Origin of the sequence: Cellulomonas gelida, from assembly GCF_006538725.1 — a bacterium.
GTDB classification, from domain to species: domain Bacteria; phylum Actinomycetota; class Actinomycetes; order Actinomycetales; family Cellulomonadaceae; genus Cellulomonas; species Cellulomonas gelida.
In genome coordinates this window covers 12,478-28,571 of record NZ_BJLQ01000032.1, presented here as the reverse complement: position 1 = coordinate 28,571, position 16,094 = coordinate 12,478, and the positions used below count along the sequence as shown (strand labels likewise).

Annotated in this window: 12 protein-coding genes; 9 read left to right on the top strand and 3 right to left on the bottom strand. The window is 74.1% G+C overall.

Annotated elements, in window-relative coordinates:
• The first annotated feature begins 8 nt into the window (after positions 1–8).
• Both CGE01nite_RS12995 and pheA read left to right on the top strand, forming a co-directional pair.
• Complete coding sequence (locus CGE01nite_RS12995) at positions 9–4,496, top strand: hypothetical protein (protein WP_141371320.1); 4,488 nt, start codon at positions 9–11, stop codon at positions 4,494–4,496.
• A complete protein-coding gene (pheA, locus tag CGE01nite_RS12990; protein ID WP_048343056.1) occupies positions 4,477–5,463 on the top strand; it encodes a prephenate dehydratase in 987 nt (328 codons plus the stop codon). Before CGE01nite_RS12995 ends, pheA begins: the two co-directional genes overlap by 20 nt.
• A gap of 27 nt (positions 5,464–5,490) precedes the next feature.
• On the opposite strand, the gene CGE01nite_RS12985 is transcribed toward pheA, so the two are convergent.
• On the bottom strand, positions 5,491–6,177 hold the full coding sequence (locus CGE01nite_RS12985) for a GntR family transcriptional regulator (protein WP_053071653.1): 687 nt from the start codon (positions 6,175–6,177) through the stop codon (positions 5,491–5,493).
• A 146-nt stretch (positions 6,178–6,323) separates the two neighbouring features.
• The gene (locus CGE01nite_RS12980; RefSeq protein ID WP_141371319.1) at positions 6,324–7,463 is read right to left on the bottom strand and encodes a diacylglycerol/lipid kinase family protein; all 1,140 of its coding nucleotides are present in this window, start codon (positions 7,461–7,463) and stop codon (positions 6,324–6,326) included.
• A gap of 154 nt (positions 7,464–7,617) precedes the next feature.
• On the opposite strand from CGE01nite_RS12980, the gene serS reads away from it, so the two are divergent.
• From serS to CGE01nite_RS12950, 6 genes are all read left to right on the top strand, one after another.
• A complete protein-coding gene (serS, locus tag CGE01nite_RS12975; RefSeq protein WP_048343058.1) occupies positions 7,618–8,895 on the top strand; it encodes a serine--tRNA ligase in 1,278 nt (425 codons plus the stop codon).
• Positions 8,895–9,692: an HAD family hydrolase gene (locus tag CGE01nite_RS12970; RefSeq protein WP_141371318.1), complete on the top strand. Its 798-nt coding sequence runs from the start codon at positions 8,895–8,897 to the stop codon at positions 9,690–9,692. Before serS ends, CGE01nite_RS12970 begins: the two co-directional genes overlap by 1 nt.
• 194 nt (positions 9,693–9,886) lie before the next feature.
• Positions 9,887–11,266, top strand: a complete 1,380-nt coding sequence (locus CGE01nite_RS12965; RefSeq protein WP_048343060.1) for an ABC transporter substrate-binding protein — start codon at positions 9,887–9,889, stop codon at positions 11,264–11,266.
• A 92-nt stretch (positions 11,267–11,358) separates the two neighbouring features.
• The gene (locus tag CGE01nite_RS12960; protein WP_048343061.1) at positions 11,359–12,333 is read left to right on the top strand and encodes a carbohydrate ABC transporter permease; all 975 of its coding nucleotides are present in this window, start codon (positions 11,359–11,361) and stop codon (positions 12,331–12,333) included.
• Positions 12,330–13,250 (top strand): carbohydrate ABC transporter permease, encoded by a 921-nt coding sequence (locus CGE01nite_RS12955; protein ID WP_229747302.1) that lies wholly within the window; start codon positions 12,330–12,332, stop codon positions 13,248–13,250. Before CGE01nite_RS12960 ends, CGE01nite_RS12955 begins: the two co-directional genes overlap by 4 nt.
• Positions 13,251–13,294: 44 nt before the next feature.
• Positions 13,295–14,158 carry an EamA family transporter gene (locus CGE01nite_RS12950; protein ID WP_141371317.1) on the top strand — a complete coding sequence of 288 codons (864 nt, stop codon included), beginning with the start codon at positions 13,295–13,297 and terminating at the stop codon, positions 14,156–14,158.
• 17 nt (positions 14,159–14,175) lie between these two features.
• On the opposite strand, the gene CGE01nite_RS12945 is transcribed toward CGE01nite_RS12950, so the two are convergent.
• The gene (locus CGE01nite_RS12945) at positions 14,176–14,745 is read right to left on the bottom strand and encodes a bacterial proteasome activator family protein (RefSeq protein WP_048343067.1); all 570 of its coding nucleotides are present in this window, start codon (positions 14,743–14,745) and stop codon (positions 14,176–14,178) included.
• A 74-nt stretch (positions 14,746–14,819) separates the two neighbouring features.
• On the opposite strand from CGE01nite_RS12945, the gene CGE01nite_RS12940 reads away from it, so the two are divergent.
• Positions 14,820–16,052, top strand: coding sequence for an AGE family epimerase/isomerase (locus CGE01nite_RS12940; protein WP_141371316.1), 1,233 nt, complete (start codon positions 14,820–14,822; stop codon positions 16,050–16,052).
• The last annotated feature ends 42 nt before the right edge of the window (positions 16,053–16,094 follow it).

Sequence of the window (16,094 nt, the reverse complement as noted above, 5' to 3'; positions counted from 1 at the left end):
CTGGACGAGTGCCCGCCCTCCGCCCTGCCCGCGCCCGCCGCGGGCTGCGGGCCGCGCGCGGTGCCCTGACCGCGCTGCTCGGCGCCGTGCTCGGGACCGCGCTCGTCGTCGGCGGGGCGTCGGCCGCGGCGGCCGAGCCCACGGACGAGATCGCGGCTGCGCGTCCGGTCGTGCTCGTCGGCGTCGGCGGCCTGCACTGGGACGACGTGGACCGCACCGGCACGCCCACGCTGTGGCGCATGGTCGACGAGGGCTCGGTCGGGTCGATCTCGGTGCACACGTCGGCGGCGCAGATGTGCCGGCTCGGCGGCTGGCTCACGATCTCCGCGGGGCGGCGCGTGCCGCCCGTCGAGTCGCCGCAGACCGTCCCGCCCGCGCAGGACGGGTCGGGCGAGCAGGGCGGGTCGGGCGAGCAGGACGACACCGGCGGCACGGGCGACGACTGCCCGCCCCTGCCGGGGATCAGCACCGACGACGCGCTGCCCGGCCCGGCCACCGTGGACGGCTGGGGCGACCTGGTCGACCCGCCCTCGGCCGACGTGCCCGCGGGCTCGTACGGCACGCCGGGGACGGTCGCGACCCTGATCGCGCCGACGCAGCGCTGCACGACCGCGATCGGCGCGGGCGCCGCGCTCGCGCTGGCCGACGAGCAGGGCAGCCTCGCGCGGTACGCCGAGTACCTCGGCGAGGTGGCCGACCCGGCGCTCGTGGCGTGCCCGGTCACGGTCGTCGACGGCGGTGACCTGCCCGCCGACCGTGCCGAGCGGCGCGACGCGCTGTCGCTCCTGGACGACGAGCTGCGCCGCATCGTCGCGGCGGTCGAGACCGGCACGCGCGTCGTCGTCGCGGGCACGTCCGACGGCCCCACGGGTGAGACCGGGCTGCAGGCGGTCGTGCAGTGGCGGGCCGGCGGCGGGACGGTCGGGTGGCTGACGTCGGACTCGACGCGGCGGACGGGCATCGTCACGCTCACCGACCTGTCGGCGACGCTCGTCGACGCGGCCGGGGCCGACACGTCCGAGCTCGACGGCGCACCGCTGCGGGTCAGCGCCGAGCGCCGCATGACCGCGGACCGCACGGTCGAGAACCGTCGGTACCTGACCGAGATGACGACGATCGCGCCGCACCTGCTGCCGCTGCTGCTCGGCGTGGTCGGCGGGGCGTGCGCGCTCGTCCTCGCGGCCGTGGTGCTGCTGCGCCGCCGCGGGCGCCGCCCCGTGCCCGCGCTGCGCCGACTGACCGTCGCGCTCCTGCTGCTGGGGGCGTGCACGCCCGTCGGCGCGCAGCTCGCGGCGCTGTCGCGCTGGTGGGGCTCGCCCGCGCCGATGTTCGCCGCCGCCGCGTGGTGGGGTGCGGCCGCGGTCGGGACCGCGCTCGTGGCCTGGGGGGTCATGCGGCTGCTGCCGGTGAGCCGGTGGCGCCTGGCGACCGCCGCGGCGGGCGTGACGTGGGTGGTCGTGACCGTCGACGGCGTGACGGGGACGGTGCTGCAGCAGGGCTCGGTGCTCGGCATCTCGACGCTCGGCGCGCGCTACTACGGCTTCGGCAACACCACGTTCGGCGTGTACGCCGCCGCGGGGCTCGTGCTCGCGGCGGGCTTCGCGGCCTACGCGCTCGAGCGCGGACGACGACGCCTCGCCGTCGCCGGGGTCGCGGTGATCGGGCTCGTCTCGGTGGTCGTCGACGGCTGGCCGGCGTTCGGCGCCGACTTCGGCGGCGTGCTCGCGCTCGTACCCGCGTTCGCGGTGCTGCTCGTCGGCGTCGCGGGCGGGGTCATCGGCGTCCGACGCGTCCTGGCGTACCTCGGCGTGGCCGTCGCGCTCGTCGCGGTCGTCTCGGTGGTCGACTGGGCGCGGCCGGGCCGGGGCTCGCACCTGGGCCAGTTCGTGCAGCGGGTCCTCGACGGCGACGCGTTCGGCGTGGTCGCGGGCAAGGCCGCGGGCGCGTGGGCGACCGTCGCCGAGCCGATCGGCATGGTCGCGGCGGTCGTGTGCCTCGCGGTGTGCGCGGTGCTCGTCGGGCCGGACCGCTGGCGCCCGCCCGTGCTGCGCGGGCTCTACACGACCTGGCCGGGGCTGCGCCGCACGCTGCTCGCGGTCGTCGTCGCCGCGGTCCTGGGCTCGCTGCTCAACGACTCGGGCGTCGTGGTCGCGTCCGCGGTGCTCGCCGTCGCGGGCGTCCTGCTGCTCGGGTCGCTGCTGCAGCACCGCTGGGCGCACCTGGCCGACGAGCCCGCGCCCGTGCGCGCCCCGCTGCACCGCATGCCCGCGGTGATCCTCGCGACGGGCGGCGGCCTGCTCGCCACGCTCCTGCTCGCCACCGTCGTCGTGCCGCTGCCCGCCGCGGTCGCGGGGGACGTGACGACGGGTACGGGGACCACCGCGATGCCCGCCGAGCGCCCTGTCGTGCTCGTCGGGACGACGGGCGTCGACTGGTCCGCCGTCGACCGCGTCCAGACCCCCACGCTGTGGGGTCTGCTGCGCGACGGCGCACCCGCGGGCGGCGTCACCCCCGGTGCGTCGGGGCGCAACGCGTGGTGCGCGTCGGGCGGGTGGCTCGCGCTGTCCTCGGGCCGCGCACCGGTCGCGGGGAGCACGCAGGGCGGGCAGTGGTCGTGCGCCGACTGGTCCGTCGCGCCCGACGCCGCGGGCGGCGCGACCGTGCAGCGCTGGGACGACCTCGTCGCGCTGCAGCGACGCTCGGAGTTCCGTCCGCGCCTCGGTGCGCTCGGCGCCGGCCTGGCCGCGTCCGGGACGTGCAGCACGGCCGTCGGGCAGGGTGCGGCCCTCGCGCTCGCGGACCTCGACGGCACGATCGCGCGCTACCGCACGCTCGACGCCGCGCTCGCGGACCCGACCGACGCGTTCTCCTGCCCGACGACGATCGTGGACGCGGGCTCGGCCGTGGTCGAGCCCGTGCTGCGGGACGTGCTCGGCGAGGAGGCGGAGCTCGAGGCGATGCGCGCGGTGGACCGCACGGTCGCACGCGTGCTGCGCGCCGCGCCCGACGACGCCACGGTGCTCGTGGTCGACACCGGGCGCGCGCAGCGCGGCCCGGCGGCGCTCGGCATCGGCATCGGCGACCCGGACACGGGCGCGGGCTTCCTCGGCAGCGCGTCGACCCGCTGGGTCGGGGTGTTCCGGCTCCTCGACGTGCCGGTCGCGCTGCTCGGCCACGTGGACGCACCCGTCTCCGACGACTTCGCGGGCTCGCCCGTGCGGGTCGGCGCGGACCGGCCGGCGGCGGTCGCGACGACCGTGCGCCAGCTCGCCGACCTCTCCGCGCGGGACCAGGCGCTGCGCGGCACGTCCTCGCCCGTCACCACGCCGCCGCCGCTGCTCGCGCTGCTCGTGGTGGCCGTCGCGGCGGTCGCCGGACCGCGCCTCGCGCGCAGCCGCCCGGCGCTCGCGGAGCGGCTGCGCCGCGTGGCCGACGCGGTGCTCCTCACGCTCGCGGCGCTCCCGGTGGGGCTGTTCCTCATGACGACGACGTCGTGGTGGCGGTTCGCGGACCCCGACCGCAACCTGTGGCTCGGCCTGGCCGCGGGCACGGCGGCGGTCGCAGGCGTCGCGGCGCTCGCCCCGCGGCGGCCGCTCACGCTCGGCCCGGGACTGATCGCCGGCATCACGTTCGTGGTCCTCACGCTCGACGCGGTGCTCGGCACCCCGCTGCACCGCGGCAGCCCGCAGGGGCCCGCCGTGACGCTCGGCGGGCGGTTCTACGGCTTCGGCAACCCGACGTACTCCTTCTACGTGGTCGCCGCACTCGTCACGGCGGCGATCCTCGGCTGGGCGCTCGTGCGGCGCGGCCGGCGGCTGCTCGGCACGGCCGTCGCGGGGCTCGTCTGCCTCGTCGCCCTCGTCGTGGACCTGTGGCCCGCGCTCGGGGCGGACGTCGGCGGCGGGCTCGTGCTCGTCCCCGCCGGGCTCGTCGTGGTGCTCGGGGTCGCGGGCGTGCGCGTGACGTGGCAGCGGCTGCTCGTCGCGGGTGTCGCGGGCGTGGTGCTCGTCGGGGGCATCGCGGTGGTCGACTGGCTGCGGCCCGCCGCGGAGCGCACGCACCTGGGGGTGTTCGTGCAGCGCGTCGTGGACGGCTCGGCGTGGGAGACGGTCGCGCGCAAGCTCGGGTACGCGGCGGACACCGTGACGAGCGGGTGGGTCGCGGTGCTGACGCTCGCGATCGTCGTGGGCGTCGTCGTCGTGCTGTGGCCGCGCTCGCGCGTGCGCGTCCCGGCGTGGGAGCTGCTGGAGCGGCGCTGGCCGCCCGCGCGGCCCGTGGTCGTCGGGCTGCTCATCGCGGCCGTCGCGGGCGGGCTGGTCAACGACTACGGCGTGCGGATCGCCACGGTGATCCTGGTGGCGGCTGTGCCGCTGCTCGGGACGCTCGGGCTGCGCGCCGTCGTGGACGACTACCCTGCCGAGCACGACCTCACCGAGACCCGGCACGACCTCACCGCACCCCGACCGGACGGCCCCGATGTCCACGAGCCAGCCTGAAGACGACCGGCACCGCCCCCTGCGCTACGCCTACCTCGGCCCCGCCGGCACGTTCACGGAGGCCGCGCTGCGTCAGGTCGCCTCGCCCGACGAGGCGGTCTACCTGCCGCAGGTCGACGTCGCGTCCGCGATCGACGCCGTGCGTGAGGGCGTGGCCGACCACGCGGTCGTCGCGATCGAGTCGACCGTCGAGGGCGGCGTGACCGCGACGCTCGACAGCCTCGCTGCCGGCACCCCGCTCGTCCTGCTGCGCGAGGTGCTCGTCCCGGTGCAGTTCACGCTCGCCGCGGCGCCGGGCGTGGCGCTCGGCGACGTGCGGCGCATCTCCGCGCACCCGCACGCGTGGGTGCAGTGCCGGCGCTGGCTCGCGCACCACCTGCCGGGCGTCGTGCACGTGCCGGCGACCTCCAACACGGCCCCCGCGGCGCTGCTCGCCGAGGCCGCCGCGCAGGGAGCGACCGCCGACCTGGGCTTCGACGCCGCGCTCGTCCCGCCGCCCGCGGTGGACACCTACGGCCTGACGCCGCTCGCGCACGAGGTCGCGGACAACGTCTCGGCGGTCACGCGGTTCGTCGTCGTCGGGCACCCCGGGCAGATCCCGCCGCCCACGGGCGCGGACAAGACGACGCTCGTCGTGCACCTGCCCGACAACGAGGCCGGTGCGCTGCTCGCGATGCTCGAGCAGTTCGCGACGCGCGGGGTGAACCTCTCGCGCATCGAGTCCCGCCCGATCGGCGACGCGCTCGGCCGGTACTCGTTCTCGATCGACGCCGAGGGTCACGTGACCGACGAGCGCGTGGGCGAGGCGCTCATGGGCCTGCACCGGCGCTGCCCGTACGTGCGCTTCCTGGGCTCCTACCCGCGCGCCGACGCGGTCCGGCCCACCGTGCACGTCGGCACGAGCGACACGGACTTCGTCGCCGCCCGCGCGTGGCTCGACGAGGTGCGCACCGGCCGCACGTCCTGACCGTCGGTCAGCGGGAGGGCTGGCCGCTCAGGACGCCAGCCCGCGCCGCACGGCCTCGGCCATGAGCGTGTGACCCAGCTCGAGGACCAGGTCGTGCACCGCGTCGCCCGCGGTCCCCGGGTCGCGCGAGCGCAGCGCGTCGACCAGCGCGGTGGTCCGCTCCTCGACGAGCGTCGCCTCGGGCCAGCCGGGCAGCAGGCCCAGCAGCCGGTCCACGTGCGGCCGCATCCCGACGACCGTGCGCGTGAGCACACGGTTGCCGGCACGGGCCAGGAGCACGTCGAGCGCGGCGTCGAGCTCGACCGCGCGCGCGATGCCCTCGCCGTTGGCGTGCGCCTTGGCCGCCTCGTCGAGGTGCGCCTCGACCATCGCGAGGTCCGCCGCGCCGAGGTCGGGGGCCACGCGCGCGGCCGCCTTGCCGGAGAGGGTCGCGACGACGTCGAGGACCTCCTCGAGGTGCCGCGGGTCCAGCGGCGCGACGCGCGAGCCGCGGTTCGGCTGGTACGAGAGCAGGCCCTGGTCGCCGAGCCGACGCATCGCGTCCCGCACGGGGGTGCGTGACACGGACAGCCAGGCGCCGATCTCTTCCTCGCGGACGACCTCGCCCGGTGCGAGCTCGCCGCTGACGATGACCGACATGAGCCGCTCGTAGACGACGTCCGCGAGGAGCAGCCGTCCGGACTCGACCGCCGCGGTCTGGGTGGGGACAGGCACGATGCCTCCTGCGCGTCGCAGTGCTGGTCGATCGAGCGTATGCACGCACACGGGACCGCATGAGGGACCCACGTCCCGGGGACCAGGCGGGCTGCGTCACGTCGGCGTGCCGCGCCGGTGGGCCCCGCGCGCCGTGCCGGCCGGGCTCAGCGTTCCGTGCGGGGCACCCGGACGACGAGGGCGCCGGGGTCGACCCGCGCCGCGACCTCGGTGACGCGGCCGATGACCTCGCCGTCCACCTGCGCGTGCTCACCGCCCGTGACGACGACGCGGATCTCGCGGGCCCGCGTGTGGTCGATGCGCCCGACACCCCGCGGCATCCCCTTGACCCCGACCCCCTGGAGCACGACCTCGCCGAACAGCTGTGCCCAGCCCGCGACACCGCCGCGGGTGTCGATCGCGGCGACGTCGAGCCACCCGTCGTCGACCACGGCGTCGGGCAGGAGCGTCAGGCCGCCCGGGAGCTTGCCGCAGTTGCCGATGAGCAGGCTGCGCAGGCGTGTGGACGTGGCGGGGGAGTCGTCGATCCGGACGTGCACGCGTGTGCGACGGCCGTGCAGGTGCTTGATCCCGGCGACGAAGTACGCGATCCACCCGACGCGTGCCTTGAGGTCGTCGTCGGCGTCCGCGACCATCGCGGCATCGAAGCCGAGCCCGGCGATCACGAGGAAGAGGTGCTCGTCGTTCGTGCGGGCGTGCACGCCGTCGCTCTCGGTCAGGTGCGCGGCGTGGACCACCCTGAGCCAGCCGACGTCGATCGTGCGGTCGCGGCCGCCGAGCGCGACCTCGAGCGCGGACAGCGCGTTGCCGAGCGGGATGTCGAGGTTGCGCGCCAGGAGGTTGCCGGTGCCGAGCGGCATGAGCCCCATCGGCACACCGGTGCCGACGAGGGCCGAGGCGACCGCGCGCACGGTCCCGTCCCCGCCGACGGCCACGACGACGTCGGCGCCCTGCGCGAGCGCCTGCTTGGCCTGCCCCACACCGGGGTCCTCGACGCTCGTCTCGAACCACAACGGCTGCGGGAGGTCCTGCTCGTCGGCGGCGCGCTCGATGGCCTCGCGCAGCGCGGGCACGTCCTGCTTGGTCGGGTTCGCGACGAACGCGAGCTGCTGCCCGCGCTCACGCACCTCGCGCCCGAGCGACTGCGCGCGCGGGCTGCTCGCGACGCTCGAGGCCTCGAGCCGACGGCGCAGCTCGCGCTGGCGGATCCCGACGACGGCGGCCACGACGAGTGCGGCCACCGCCAGGACACCGGCGACGACCGCGACCCAGGCCTCCCACCTCACATGCGCAACCTACCCAGCGCATCGCCCCTGGTCGCGTGGAATGTCGAGGGGGTTCGTGCGGGCGCGCCGCCACGGCGCACCTTCACCCCGCGACGGCGGTCGCTCGCGCTCATTCAGGTTCAGGGTGGAGCGGCCGGGTCGGTAGCCTTCAAGGGTGATCGATCTCAAGCTCCTGCGCGACGACCCCGACACCGTGCGCGCCAGCCAGGTGACCCGTGGGGACGACCCCGGCCTCGTCGACGAGGTCCTGGACGCCGACGCACGCCGGCGTTCCGCGCTGACGGAGTTCGAGTCGCTGCGTGCCGAGCAGAAGGCGCACGGCAAGAAGGTCGCGCAGGCGACGGGCGACGAGAAGCACGCGCTGCTCGCGCACGCCAAGCAGGTCGCGGACCGCGTCAAGGCGCTGCAGGTCGAGGCCGACGCCGCGCAGGCGAGGGCGGACGAGCTCGCGCGCCGGATCGGCAACGTCGTCGAGGAGGGCGTCCCGGCGGGCGGCGAGGACGACTTCGTCGTGCTCGAGCACGTGGGCACGCCGCGCGACTTCGCGGCCGAGTACGGGCCGGACTTCGTGGTCAAGGACCATCTGGAGCTCGGTGAGGGGCTGCGCGCGATCGACACCGAGCGCGGTGCCAAGGTCTCGGGTGCGCGGTTCTACTACCTGACCGGGGTCGGCGCGCGCCTCGAGCTCGCGCTGCTGAACGCGGCGGTCGACAAGGCGCTCGCGGCCGGGTTCACGCCGGTCATCACGCCCACGCTGGTCAAGCCCGAGGTCATGGCGGGCACCGGGTTCCTGGGGGCCCACGCCGACGAGGTGTACCGCCTCGAGGCCGACGACCTGTACCTCGTCGGGACCAGCGAGGTCGCGCTCGCGGGCTACCACTCGGGCGAGATCCTCGACCTGTCGGCGGGCCCCAAGCGCTACGCCGGGTGGAGCGCGTGCTACCGGCGCGAGGCCGGCTCGTACGGCAAGGACACGCGCGGGATCATCCGCGTGCACCAGTTCCACAAGGTCGAGGCGTTCTCGTACACGACCGTCGAGGACGCCCGCGCCGAGCACCGCCGGATCCTGGCCTGGGAGAAGGAGATGCTCGCGCTCGCCGAGCTGCCGTTCCGCGTGATCGACACGGCCGCGGGGGACCTGGGCAGCAGCGCGGCGCGCAAGTTCGACTGCGAGGCGTGGCTGCCCAGCCAGGAGCGCTACCTCGAGCTGACGTCGACCTCGAACTGCACGACGTTCCAGGCGCGCCGCCTGGGGGTGCGCGAGCGCACCGCCGACGGTCAGGTGCGCACGGTCGCCACGCTCAACGGCACGCTGGCCACGACCCGGTGGATCGTCGCGATCCTCGAGAACCACCAGCAGGCCGACGGATCGGTGCACGTCCCGGTGGGGCTGCGGCCCTACCTGGGCGGCCTCGAGGTACTGGAGCCCTGATGAGTCGCACCCGCCTGGTCGCGCTCGACGTCGACGGGACGCTCATGTCCTACGACGGTGTCGTCTCCGACGACGTCCGGGAGGCGATCGGCGACCTCGTCGCCGCGGGTGTGCACGTGGTCCTGGCGACCGGCCGCGGGGTGCACTCCGCGGCGCCGGTCGCGCGTGACCTCGGCCTGACCGAGGGCTGGCTCGTGTGCTCGAACGGTGCCGTGACGGCCCGCCTCGACGCCGACGAGCCCGCGGGCTTCGCGATCGTCGACACCGTGACGTTCGACCCCGGCCCGGCGCTGCGCGCGATCGCGATGGAGCTGCCCGACGCGCTGTACGCGGTCGAGGACCTCGGCGTGGGGTTCCGCGTCTCCGACCTGTTCCCCACCGGTGAGCTGAGCGGCGAGATGGACGTCGTCGGGTTCGACGAGCTGGCGGCGACGCCCGCGACGCGCGTCGTCATCCGCGCCCCCGGCGCGAGCCCCGACGAGTTCCACGCGCTCGTCGAGCGCGTCGGCCTGCACGAGGTCGAGTACGCGGTCGGCTGGACCGCGTGGCTGGACCTGACGCCGGGCGGGGTGTCCAAGGCGAGCGCGCTCGAGGAGGTGCGCCGGCGCCTGGGGGTGGAGCCGTTCGCGACGCTCGCGATCGGCGACGGTGGCAACGACCTGCAGATGCTCGAGTGGGCCGCGCGCGGCGTCGCGATGGGTCACGCCTCCGAGCGCGTCCGCGCGGTGGCCGACGAGGTGACCGGGACGATCGACGACGACGGTGCCCTGACCATCCTGCGCGGCCTCCTGGTCTAGCCGCCGCGACCTCGGCGAACGCCCTCGCGGTGCCCGCCGAGGGGCGGCGCGCCATGACTGCCGATTCGTGACGCAACCGTGACCGCTTTGTCCCGTCTTTCGGGTTGCGGGGGATTTCTGTAACGGATTGCATCGTGGGGATGGCACGCGGACGTGGACGTCCGCGGGTGCGGCCATGACGACACGGAGGTCTCATGAACGGCATGCGCAAGCGTCGGTACACCCTGGTCGCGGCCTCGGCTGCGACCCTCGCACTGGTCCTGACCGCCTGCTCGTCGAACGACGGCGGTGACGGGGACGGCGACGGGGGTGGCGGCTCGACGGCGAGCGCCGACTGCGCCGCCTACGAGTCGTACGGCGACCTCAAGGGCAAGACCATCACGATCTACGCGGGCATCGTCGACCCCGAGGACCAGCCCTACAAGGACTCGTTCGTGCCGTTCGAGGAGTGCACGGGCGCGAAGGTCGACTACCAGGCCGACAAGCAGTTCGAGCAGCAGATCCTCGTGCGCGCGCAGGCGGGCAACCCGCCGGACATCGCGATCGTGCCGCAGCCGGGCCTGCTCGCCCAGCTCGTCGCAACCGGCACCGTCAAGGAGGCGCCGGCCGGCGTCGCCGCGAACGTCGACGAGTTCTGGGGCGAGGACTGGAAGGCGCTCGGCACCGTGGACGGCACGTTCTACGCCGCGCCGTCCGGGGCGAGCGTGAAGTCGCTCGTCTGGTACTCGCCGCAGGAGTTCGAGTCGAACGGCTGGAAGGTCCCGACGACCCTCGACGAGCTCAAGACGCTCTCCGACACCATCGCCGCCGACTCCGGTCACAAGCCGTGGTGCGCGGGCATCGCGTCCGACGCCGCCACCGGCTGGCCGGTCACCGACTGGATGGAGGACTTCGTCCTGCGCGAGGGCGGCGCCGACGTGTACGACCAGTGGGTCAGCCACGAGATCCCGTTCAACTCCGAGGTCCCGACGAAGGCGCTCGACGGAGTCGGCGAGTACCTGAAGAACCCGGAGTACGTGAACGGCGGGTTCGGCGACGTCTCGTCGATCGCCACGACCGCGTTCCAGGACGGCGGCCTGCCGATCCTCGACGGCCAGTGCTCGCTGCACCGCATGGCGAGCTTCTACGCCGCGAACTTCCCGCAGGGCACGGACATCTCCGAGAACGGCCAGATCTTCGCGTTCTACCTGCCGGGCAAGACGACGTCGGACAAGCCCGTCCTGGGTGCCGGTGAGTTCGTCACCGCGTTCGCCGACCGTCCCGAGGTGCAGGCGCTGCTCGAGTTCTGGAGCACCGACACGTGGGCGAACCTCAAGGCGCAGGCCAGCGTCGACCGCACCAACGGTGGCTGGATCACGGCCAACAAGGGCCTGGACGCGTCCATCCTGACGAACCCGATCGACAAGCTCTCGGCCGACATCCTGCTCGACCCGAACGCGGTGTTCCGCTTCGACGGCTCGGACATGATGCCCGCCGCGGTCGGCTCGAACGCGTTCTGGAAGGAGGCGACGAGCTGGATCACCGGTCAGTCGACCAAGGACACGCTCGACAAGATCGAGGCTGCCTGGCCGTGACCTGAGCTCGGTGCCCCGGGGGTGGACCGCCCCCGGGGCACCGGTCTGCACCCAGCCGTCCCGCTCGTCCCCTGCTCCTGCCGGGAGGTGCCATGGAAGCCGCCGACAAGCTGGTGGGGATGGTGGTCGCGCTCGTCGCGTTCGCCGTCGTCATCGGCGTGATCCTGCTCGTCGTCCACCTGCTCGAACGCCGCGGCGCGCGGCGCGTCGCCTGGTGGTTCATCGGGCCGACGATCCTGCTCATCGCGATCGGGCTCGTCTACCCCGCACTGCGGACCGTGTGGCGCTCGTTCTACGACGCCGCCGGGACGGCCTTCATCGGGCTCGGGAACTACACCGACATCTTCACCTCGGGCGAGCAGCTCGTCGTGCTGCGCAACACCGTGCTGTGGGTGCTCGTCACGCCGTTCGTCGCCACGGTCGTCGGGCTGATCTACGCGATCCTCGTCGACGGCGCCAAGGGTGAGGCCGCCGCGAAGGCGCTGATCTTCCTGCCGATGGCCATCTCGTTCGTCGGCGCGTCGATCATCTGGAAGTTCATGTACGAGTACCGGTTCTACGACCCGTCGGTCGAGAACAACCCGAACCAGATCGGGTTCATCAACCAGATCATCGTGTGGCTCGGCGGGTCGCCACAGAACTTCCTGCTCAACAGCCCCTGGAACAACTTCTTCCTCATCGCCGTGATGATCTGGATCCAGGCGGGGTTCGCGATGACGATCCTGTCCGCGGCGATCAAGGCCATCCCGACCGAGATCACCGAGGCGGCGCGGCTCGACGGCGTGAGCTCGACACAGCTGTTCCGGTTCGTGACCGTTCCGAGCATCCGGCCCACGCTCATCGTCGTCCTGACGACGATCGCGATCGGCTGCCTGAAGGTCTTCGACATCGTCCGGACCATGACCGCCGGGCGGTACGGCACGTCGGTCGTGGCGAACGAGTTCTACACGCAGAGCTTCAGCGCCGGGAACCAGGGGCTGGGTGCCGCGCTCGCGGTGCTGCTGTTCGTGCTCGTCGTCCCGATCATCGTCTACAACGTGCACCACCTGCGGAAGGCGAACCGATGAGCGCCGTGCAGATCGACACCGCGACCGTCGGCGGACCCGTCAAGCCCGGCGCCGAGGGCACCGCGGCGGCTGCGCGTCGCCGCCTGTCCAAGCCGTGGGCGTCGCTGTTCGCGGTCATCCTCGCGGTGCTGTGGACCATCCCGACGTTCGGCCTGCTGGTCACGTCGTTCCGCCCCGTGGCGGACATCAACAACAGCGGTTGGTGGACGGTCCTGACCAACCCGAACTTCACGCTCGAGAACTACCAGACCGTGCTCTCGACGGAGAGCTCGCAGTCCCTGGCGCCCTCGATCGTGAACTCGATCGTCATCACGATCCCCGCGGTCGTGCTGCCGATGTTCCTGGCGACGCTCGCGGCCTACGCGTTCGCGTGGATGAACTTCCGCGGCAAGAACGTCCTGTTCATCGCGGTGTTCGCGCTGCAGGTCGTGCCGATCCAGGTCACGCTCATCCCGCTGCTCAGCCTGTACGTCGACATCAACATCGCCGGCACGTTCTGGGCGGTGTGGCTGTCGCACACCATGTTCGGGCTCCCGCTCGCGGTGTTCCTGCTGCACAACTTCATGCAGGAGATCCCGGGCGAGCTCATCGAGGCGGCGCGCGTGGACGGCGCCGGGCACGTGACGATCTTCTTCCGCCTCATGCTGCCGATGCTCAAGCCCGCGATCGCGGCGCTCGGCATCTACCAGTTCCTGTGGGTGTGGAACGACCTGCTCGTCGCGCTCACGTTCGCGGGCTCGTCGCGTGAGCTCGCACCCATGACCGTCGCGCTGCTCAACCTCACCGGGACGCGCGGGTCGCAGTGGTTCCTGCTCTCGGCAGGCGCGTTCGTGTCGATCATCATCCCCGCGATCGTGTTCCTGTCCCTGCAGCGCTACTTCGTGCGCGGCCTGCTGGCGGGCTCCGTCAAGGGGTGAGCCGGCGGACCGGCCGACGCGGCGGGGCGGGCTAGCCTGACGGCGTGCCCGCCCCGCTGCTGTTCGTCGTCTCGGCGATCGCGCAGTACGTCGGGGCCGCGGTCGCGGTCGACCTGTTCGACCGGATGGGTCCGGGCACCGTCGCGTGGCTGCGCGTCGCGATCGCCGCGCTCGTGCTCGTGCTCTGGACCCGCCCGTGGGGCTCGCGCGGCCGGTGGACGCGACCCGCGCTGCGGACCGCTGCGCTGTTCGGCGTGGTGCTCGCGGTGATGAACGTGGCGTTCTACGTCGCGCTCGACACGCTGCCGCTCGGCACGGCGGTCGCGCTCGAGTTCGCCGGGCCGGTCGCGGTCGCGGCGATCACCGGCAGCGGGTGGCGCGACCGGGCGGCGATCGTCGTGGCGGCGAGCGGTGTCGTGCTGCTCGCGGGCGTGAGCCTGCATCTCGGCGACGAGGCCGTGCGCGGGCTGGTCGCGATCGCCGTGGCCGCGACGTGCTGGGCGCTGTACATCGTGCTCGGGCGCCGCGTGGCGACCGCGCCGACCGGCGGGCTCACCGGGCTCGGCGTCGCGATGGCCGCCGGTGCGCTCGTGCTCGCGCCGTTCCTCGCGCGCGACGCGGGCCCGGTGCTGACCGACGCGCGGCTCGCGGTGCTCGTCGTGCTCGTCGCACTGCTGTCGTCGGTGGTGCCGTACGGGATCGAGCAGGTGGTGCTGCGGCGCGTGCGACCGGCCACCTTCGCGGTGCTGCTCGCGCTGCTGCCCGCGACCGCGGCGGTGGTGGGCGCCGTGATGCTGCAGCAGGTGCCGCACGGCGTCGAGGTCGTCGGGCTGGTGCTCGTCTCGGGAGCGATCGCGCTGACCGCGCGCACCACGGACGCCGACCGCGAGGCCCCGCCGCCGGCCTGAGCCCTCCGGGCCGAGCCCTAGAGGTACTGCCCGGTCCCCCCCGGTTCGTCGGAGGAGCGCGCGTCCATCGCGCGGGCGTCCGGGGACAGGCCGGGCGCGTGGATCGCGCCCGGGGGCAGGGCGCGGCGCATCTGGCTGAGCTGCGCCTGCGTCGCCATCTGCTGGGCGACGAGCGCGGTCTGGATGCCGTGGAACAGGCCTTCGAGCCAGCCGACGAGCTGCGCCTGGGCGATCCGCAGCTCGGCGTCGGACGGCGTGGCGTCCTCGGTGAACGGGAGCGTGATGCGGTGCAGCTCCTCGATCAGCTCGGGGGACAGGCCCTGCTCGAGCTCGTGCAGCGAGCGTTCGTGCACCTCGGCGAGCCGGGCCCGGGCGGCGTCGTCGAGCGGTGCGCTGCGCACCTCGTCGAGCAGCTGCTTGACCATCGTGCCGATCCGCATGACCTTCGCGGGCTGCGCGACCATGCCGCGGATGTCCTCGTCGTCGCTCGCGCCGACGGGCTCGTCACTCGGTTCGCCCACGCCGTCCGGCGGGACGACGAGGATGCGCGGGTCACGTGTGCCGGGGCCGCTCTGCTCGTCGCTCACCGTCGCATTCTCGCCGAACACGGTGACGTCGACCAGGCCGCGGCGCACGTGACCTCGGCGGCTAGGGTGAGCGCATGCCTTGGCTGAGCACGCCGTCGCACGCCCGGTGGCTGGAGCAGGAGACGGACCGGCTGCTGGCGTTCGGGCGCGGGTCGGTGGTCCCCGGTGGCGCGTTCGCGCGGCAGGACGACGCGGGACGGCCCGCCGACGGCCCGTGGGAGCTGTGGATCGCGTGCCGCATGACGCACGTCTACGCGCTCGGTCACCTCCTGGGCCGTCCGGGCTCGGCCGCGGTGGTCGACCACGGGCTGGCCGCGCTCGCGCAGGTGTTCGCCGACGACGAGCACGGCGGCTGGTTCGCGGAGGTCGCGCGCGACGGTGTCCCCGTGACGGCGACGAAGGCCGCCTACCCGCACGCGTTCGTCGTGCTCGCCGCGGCGTCCGCCACGGCCGCCGGCCGCCCGGGTGCGCGCGCCCTGCTGGACGCGGCCCTCGCCGTCTCCGCCGGGCACTTCTGGGACGACGAGGCGGGCATGGTCGTCGAGGAGTGGGACGCGTCGTTCGCCGAGCTCGACGCGTACCGCGGGGTCAACGCGAACATGCACACGGTCGAGGCGTACCTCGCCGCCGCGGACGTCACCGGCGAGCGGGTCTGGCTCGACCGCGCCGCGCGGATCGTCGAGCGCGTGGTGCACGGCTTCGCGCGCGGCAACGGCTGGCGCATCCCCGAGCACTTCGACTCCGCGTGGAACCCGCTGCTCGAGTACAACGCCGACGCGCCCGCGCACCCGTTCCGGCCGTACGGCGCGACGATCGGCCACTCGTTCGAGTGGGCCCGTCTGACGCTGCACGTCCGGGCGGCCCTGCTCGCGCGCGGCGACGCGGCGCCGGACTGGATGGTCGAGGACGCGACGCAGCTGTTCGACGCGGGCGTCGTCGAGGGGTGGCACGTCGACGGCGCGCCCGGTTTCGTCTACACGGTCGACTGGGCCGGCGCCCCCGTGGTGCGTGAGCGCATGCACTGGGTCGCGGCCGAGGCCGTCTCGGCGGCCGCCGCGCTGCACGCCGCGACGGGTGAGGCCCGTTTCGACGCCTGGTACACGACGTGGTGGGAGTACGTCGGTGCGCACCACCTGGACCGCGAGGGCGGCTCGTGGTGGCACGAGCTCGGCACCGACAACGAGGTCTCGCGCACCGTGTGGGCGGGCAAGGCCGACATCTACCACGCGGTGCAGGCGACCCTCATCCCGCGGCTACCGCTCGCGCCCGCGCTCGCACCGGCCCTCGCCGCGGGGCTGCTCGCCTGACCCTGCTCGCCTGACCCTGCTCGCCTGACACCGGCCGGAGGC

Bases quoted from the DNA above. Each gene is read 5' to 3' on its own strand.
- pheA (WP_048343056.1), top strand. From the start codon at position 4,477: ATGTCCACGAGCCAGCCTGAAGACGACCGGCACCGCCCCCTGCGCTAC.
- CGE01nite_RS12970 (WP_141371318.1), top strand. From the start codon at position 8,895: ATGAGTCGCACCCGCCTGGTCGCGCTCGACGTCGACGGGACGCTCATG.
- CGE01nite_RS12965 (WP_048343060.1), top strand. From the start codon at position 9,887: ATGAACGGCATGCGCAAGCGTCGGTACACCCTGGTCGCGGCCTCGGCT.
- CGE01nite_RS12960 (WP_048343061.1), top strand. From the start codon at position 11,359: ATGGAAGCCGCCGACAAGCTGGTGGGGATGGTGGTCGCGCTCGTCGCG.
- CGE01nite_RS12955 (WP_229747302.1), top strand. From the start codon at position 12,330: ATGAGCGCCGTGCAGATCGACACCGCGACCGTCGGCGGACCCGTCAAG.
- CGE01nite_RS12940 (WP_141371316.1), top strand. From the start codon at position 14,820: ATGCCTTGGCTGAGCACGCCGTCGCACGCCCGGTGGCTGGAGCAGGAG.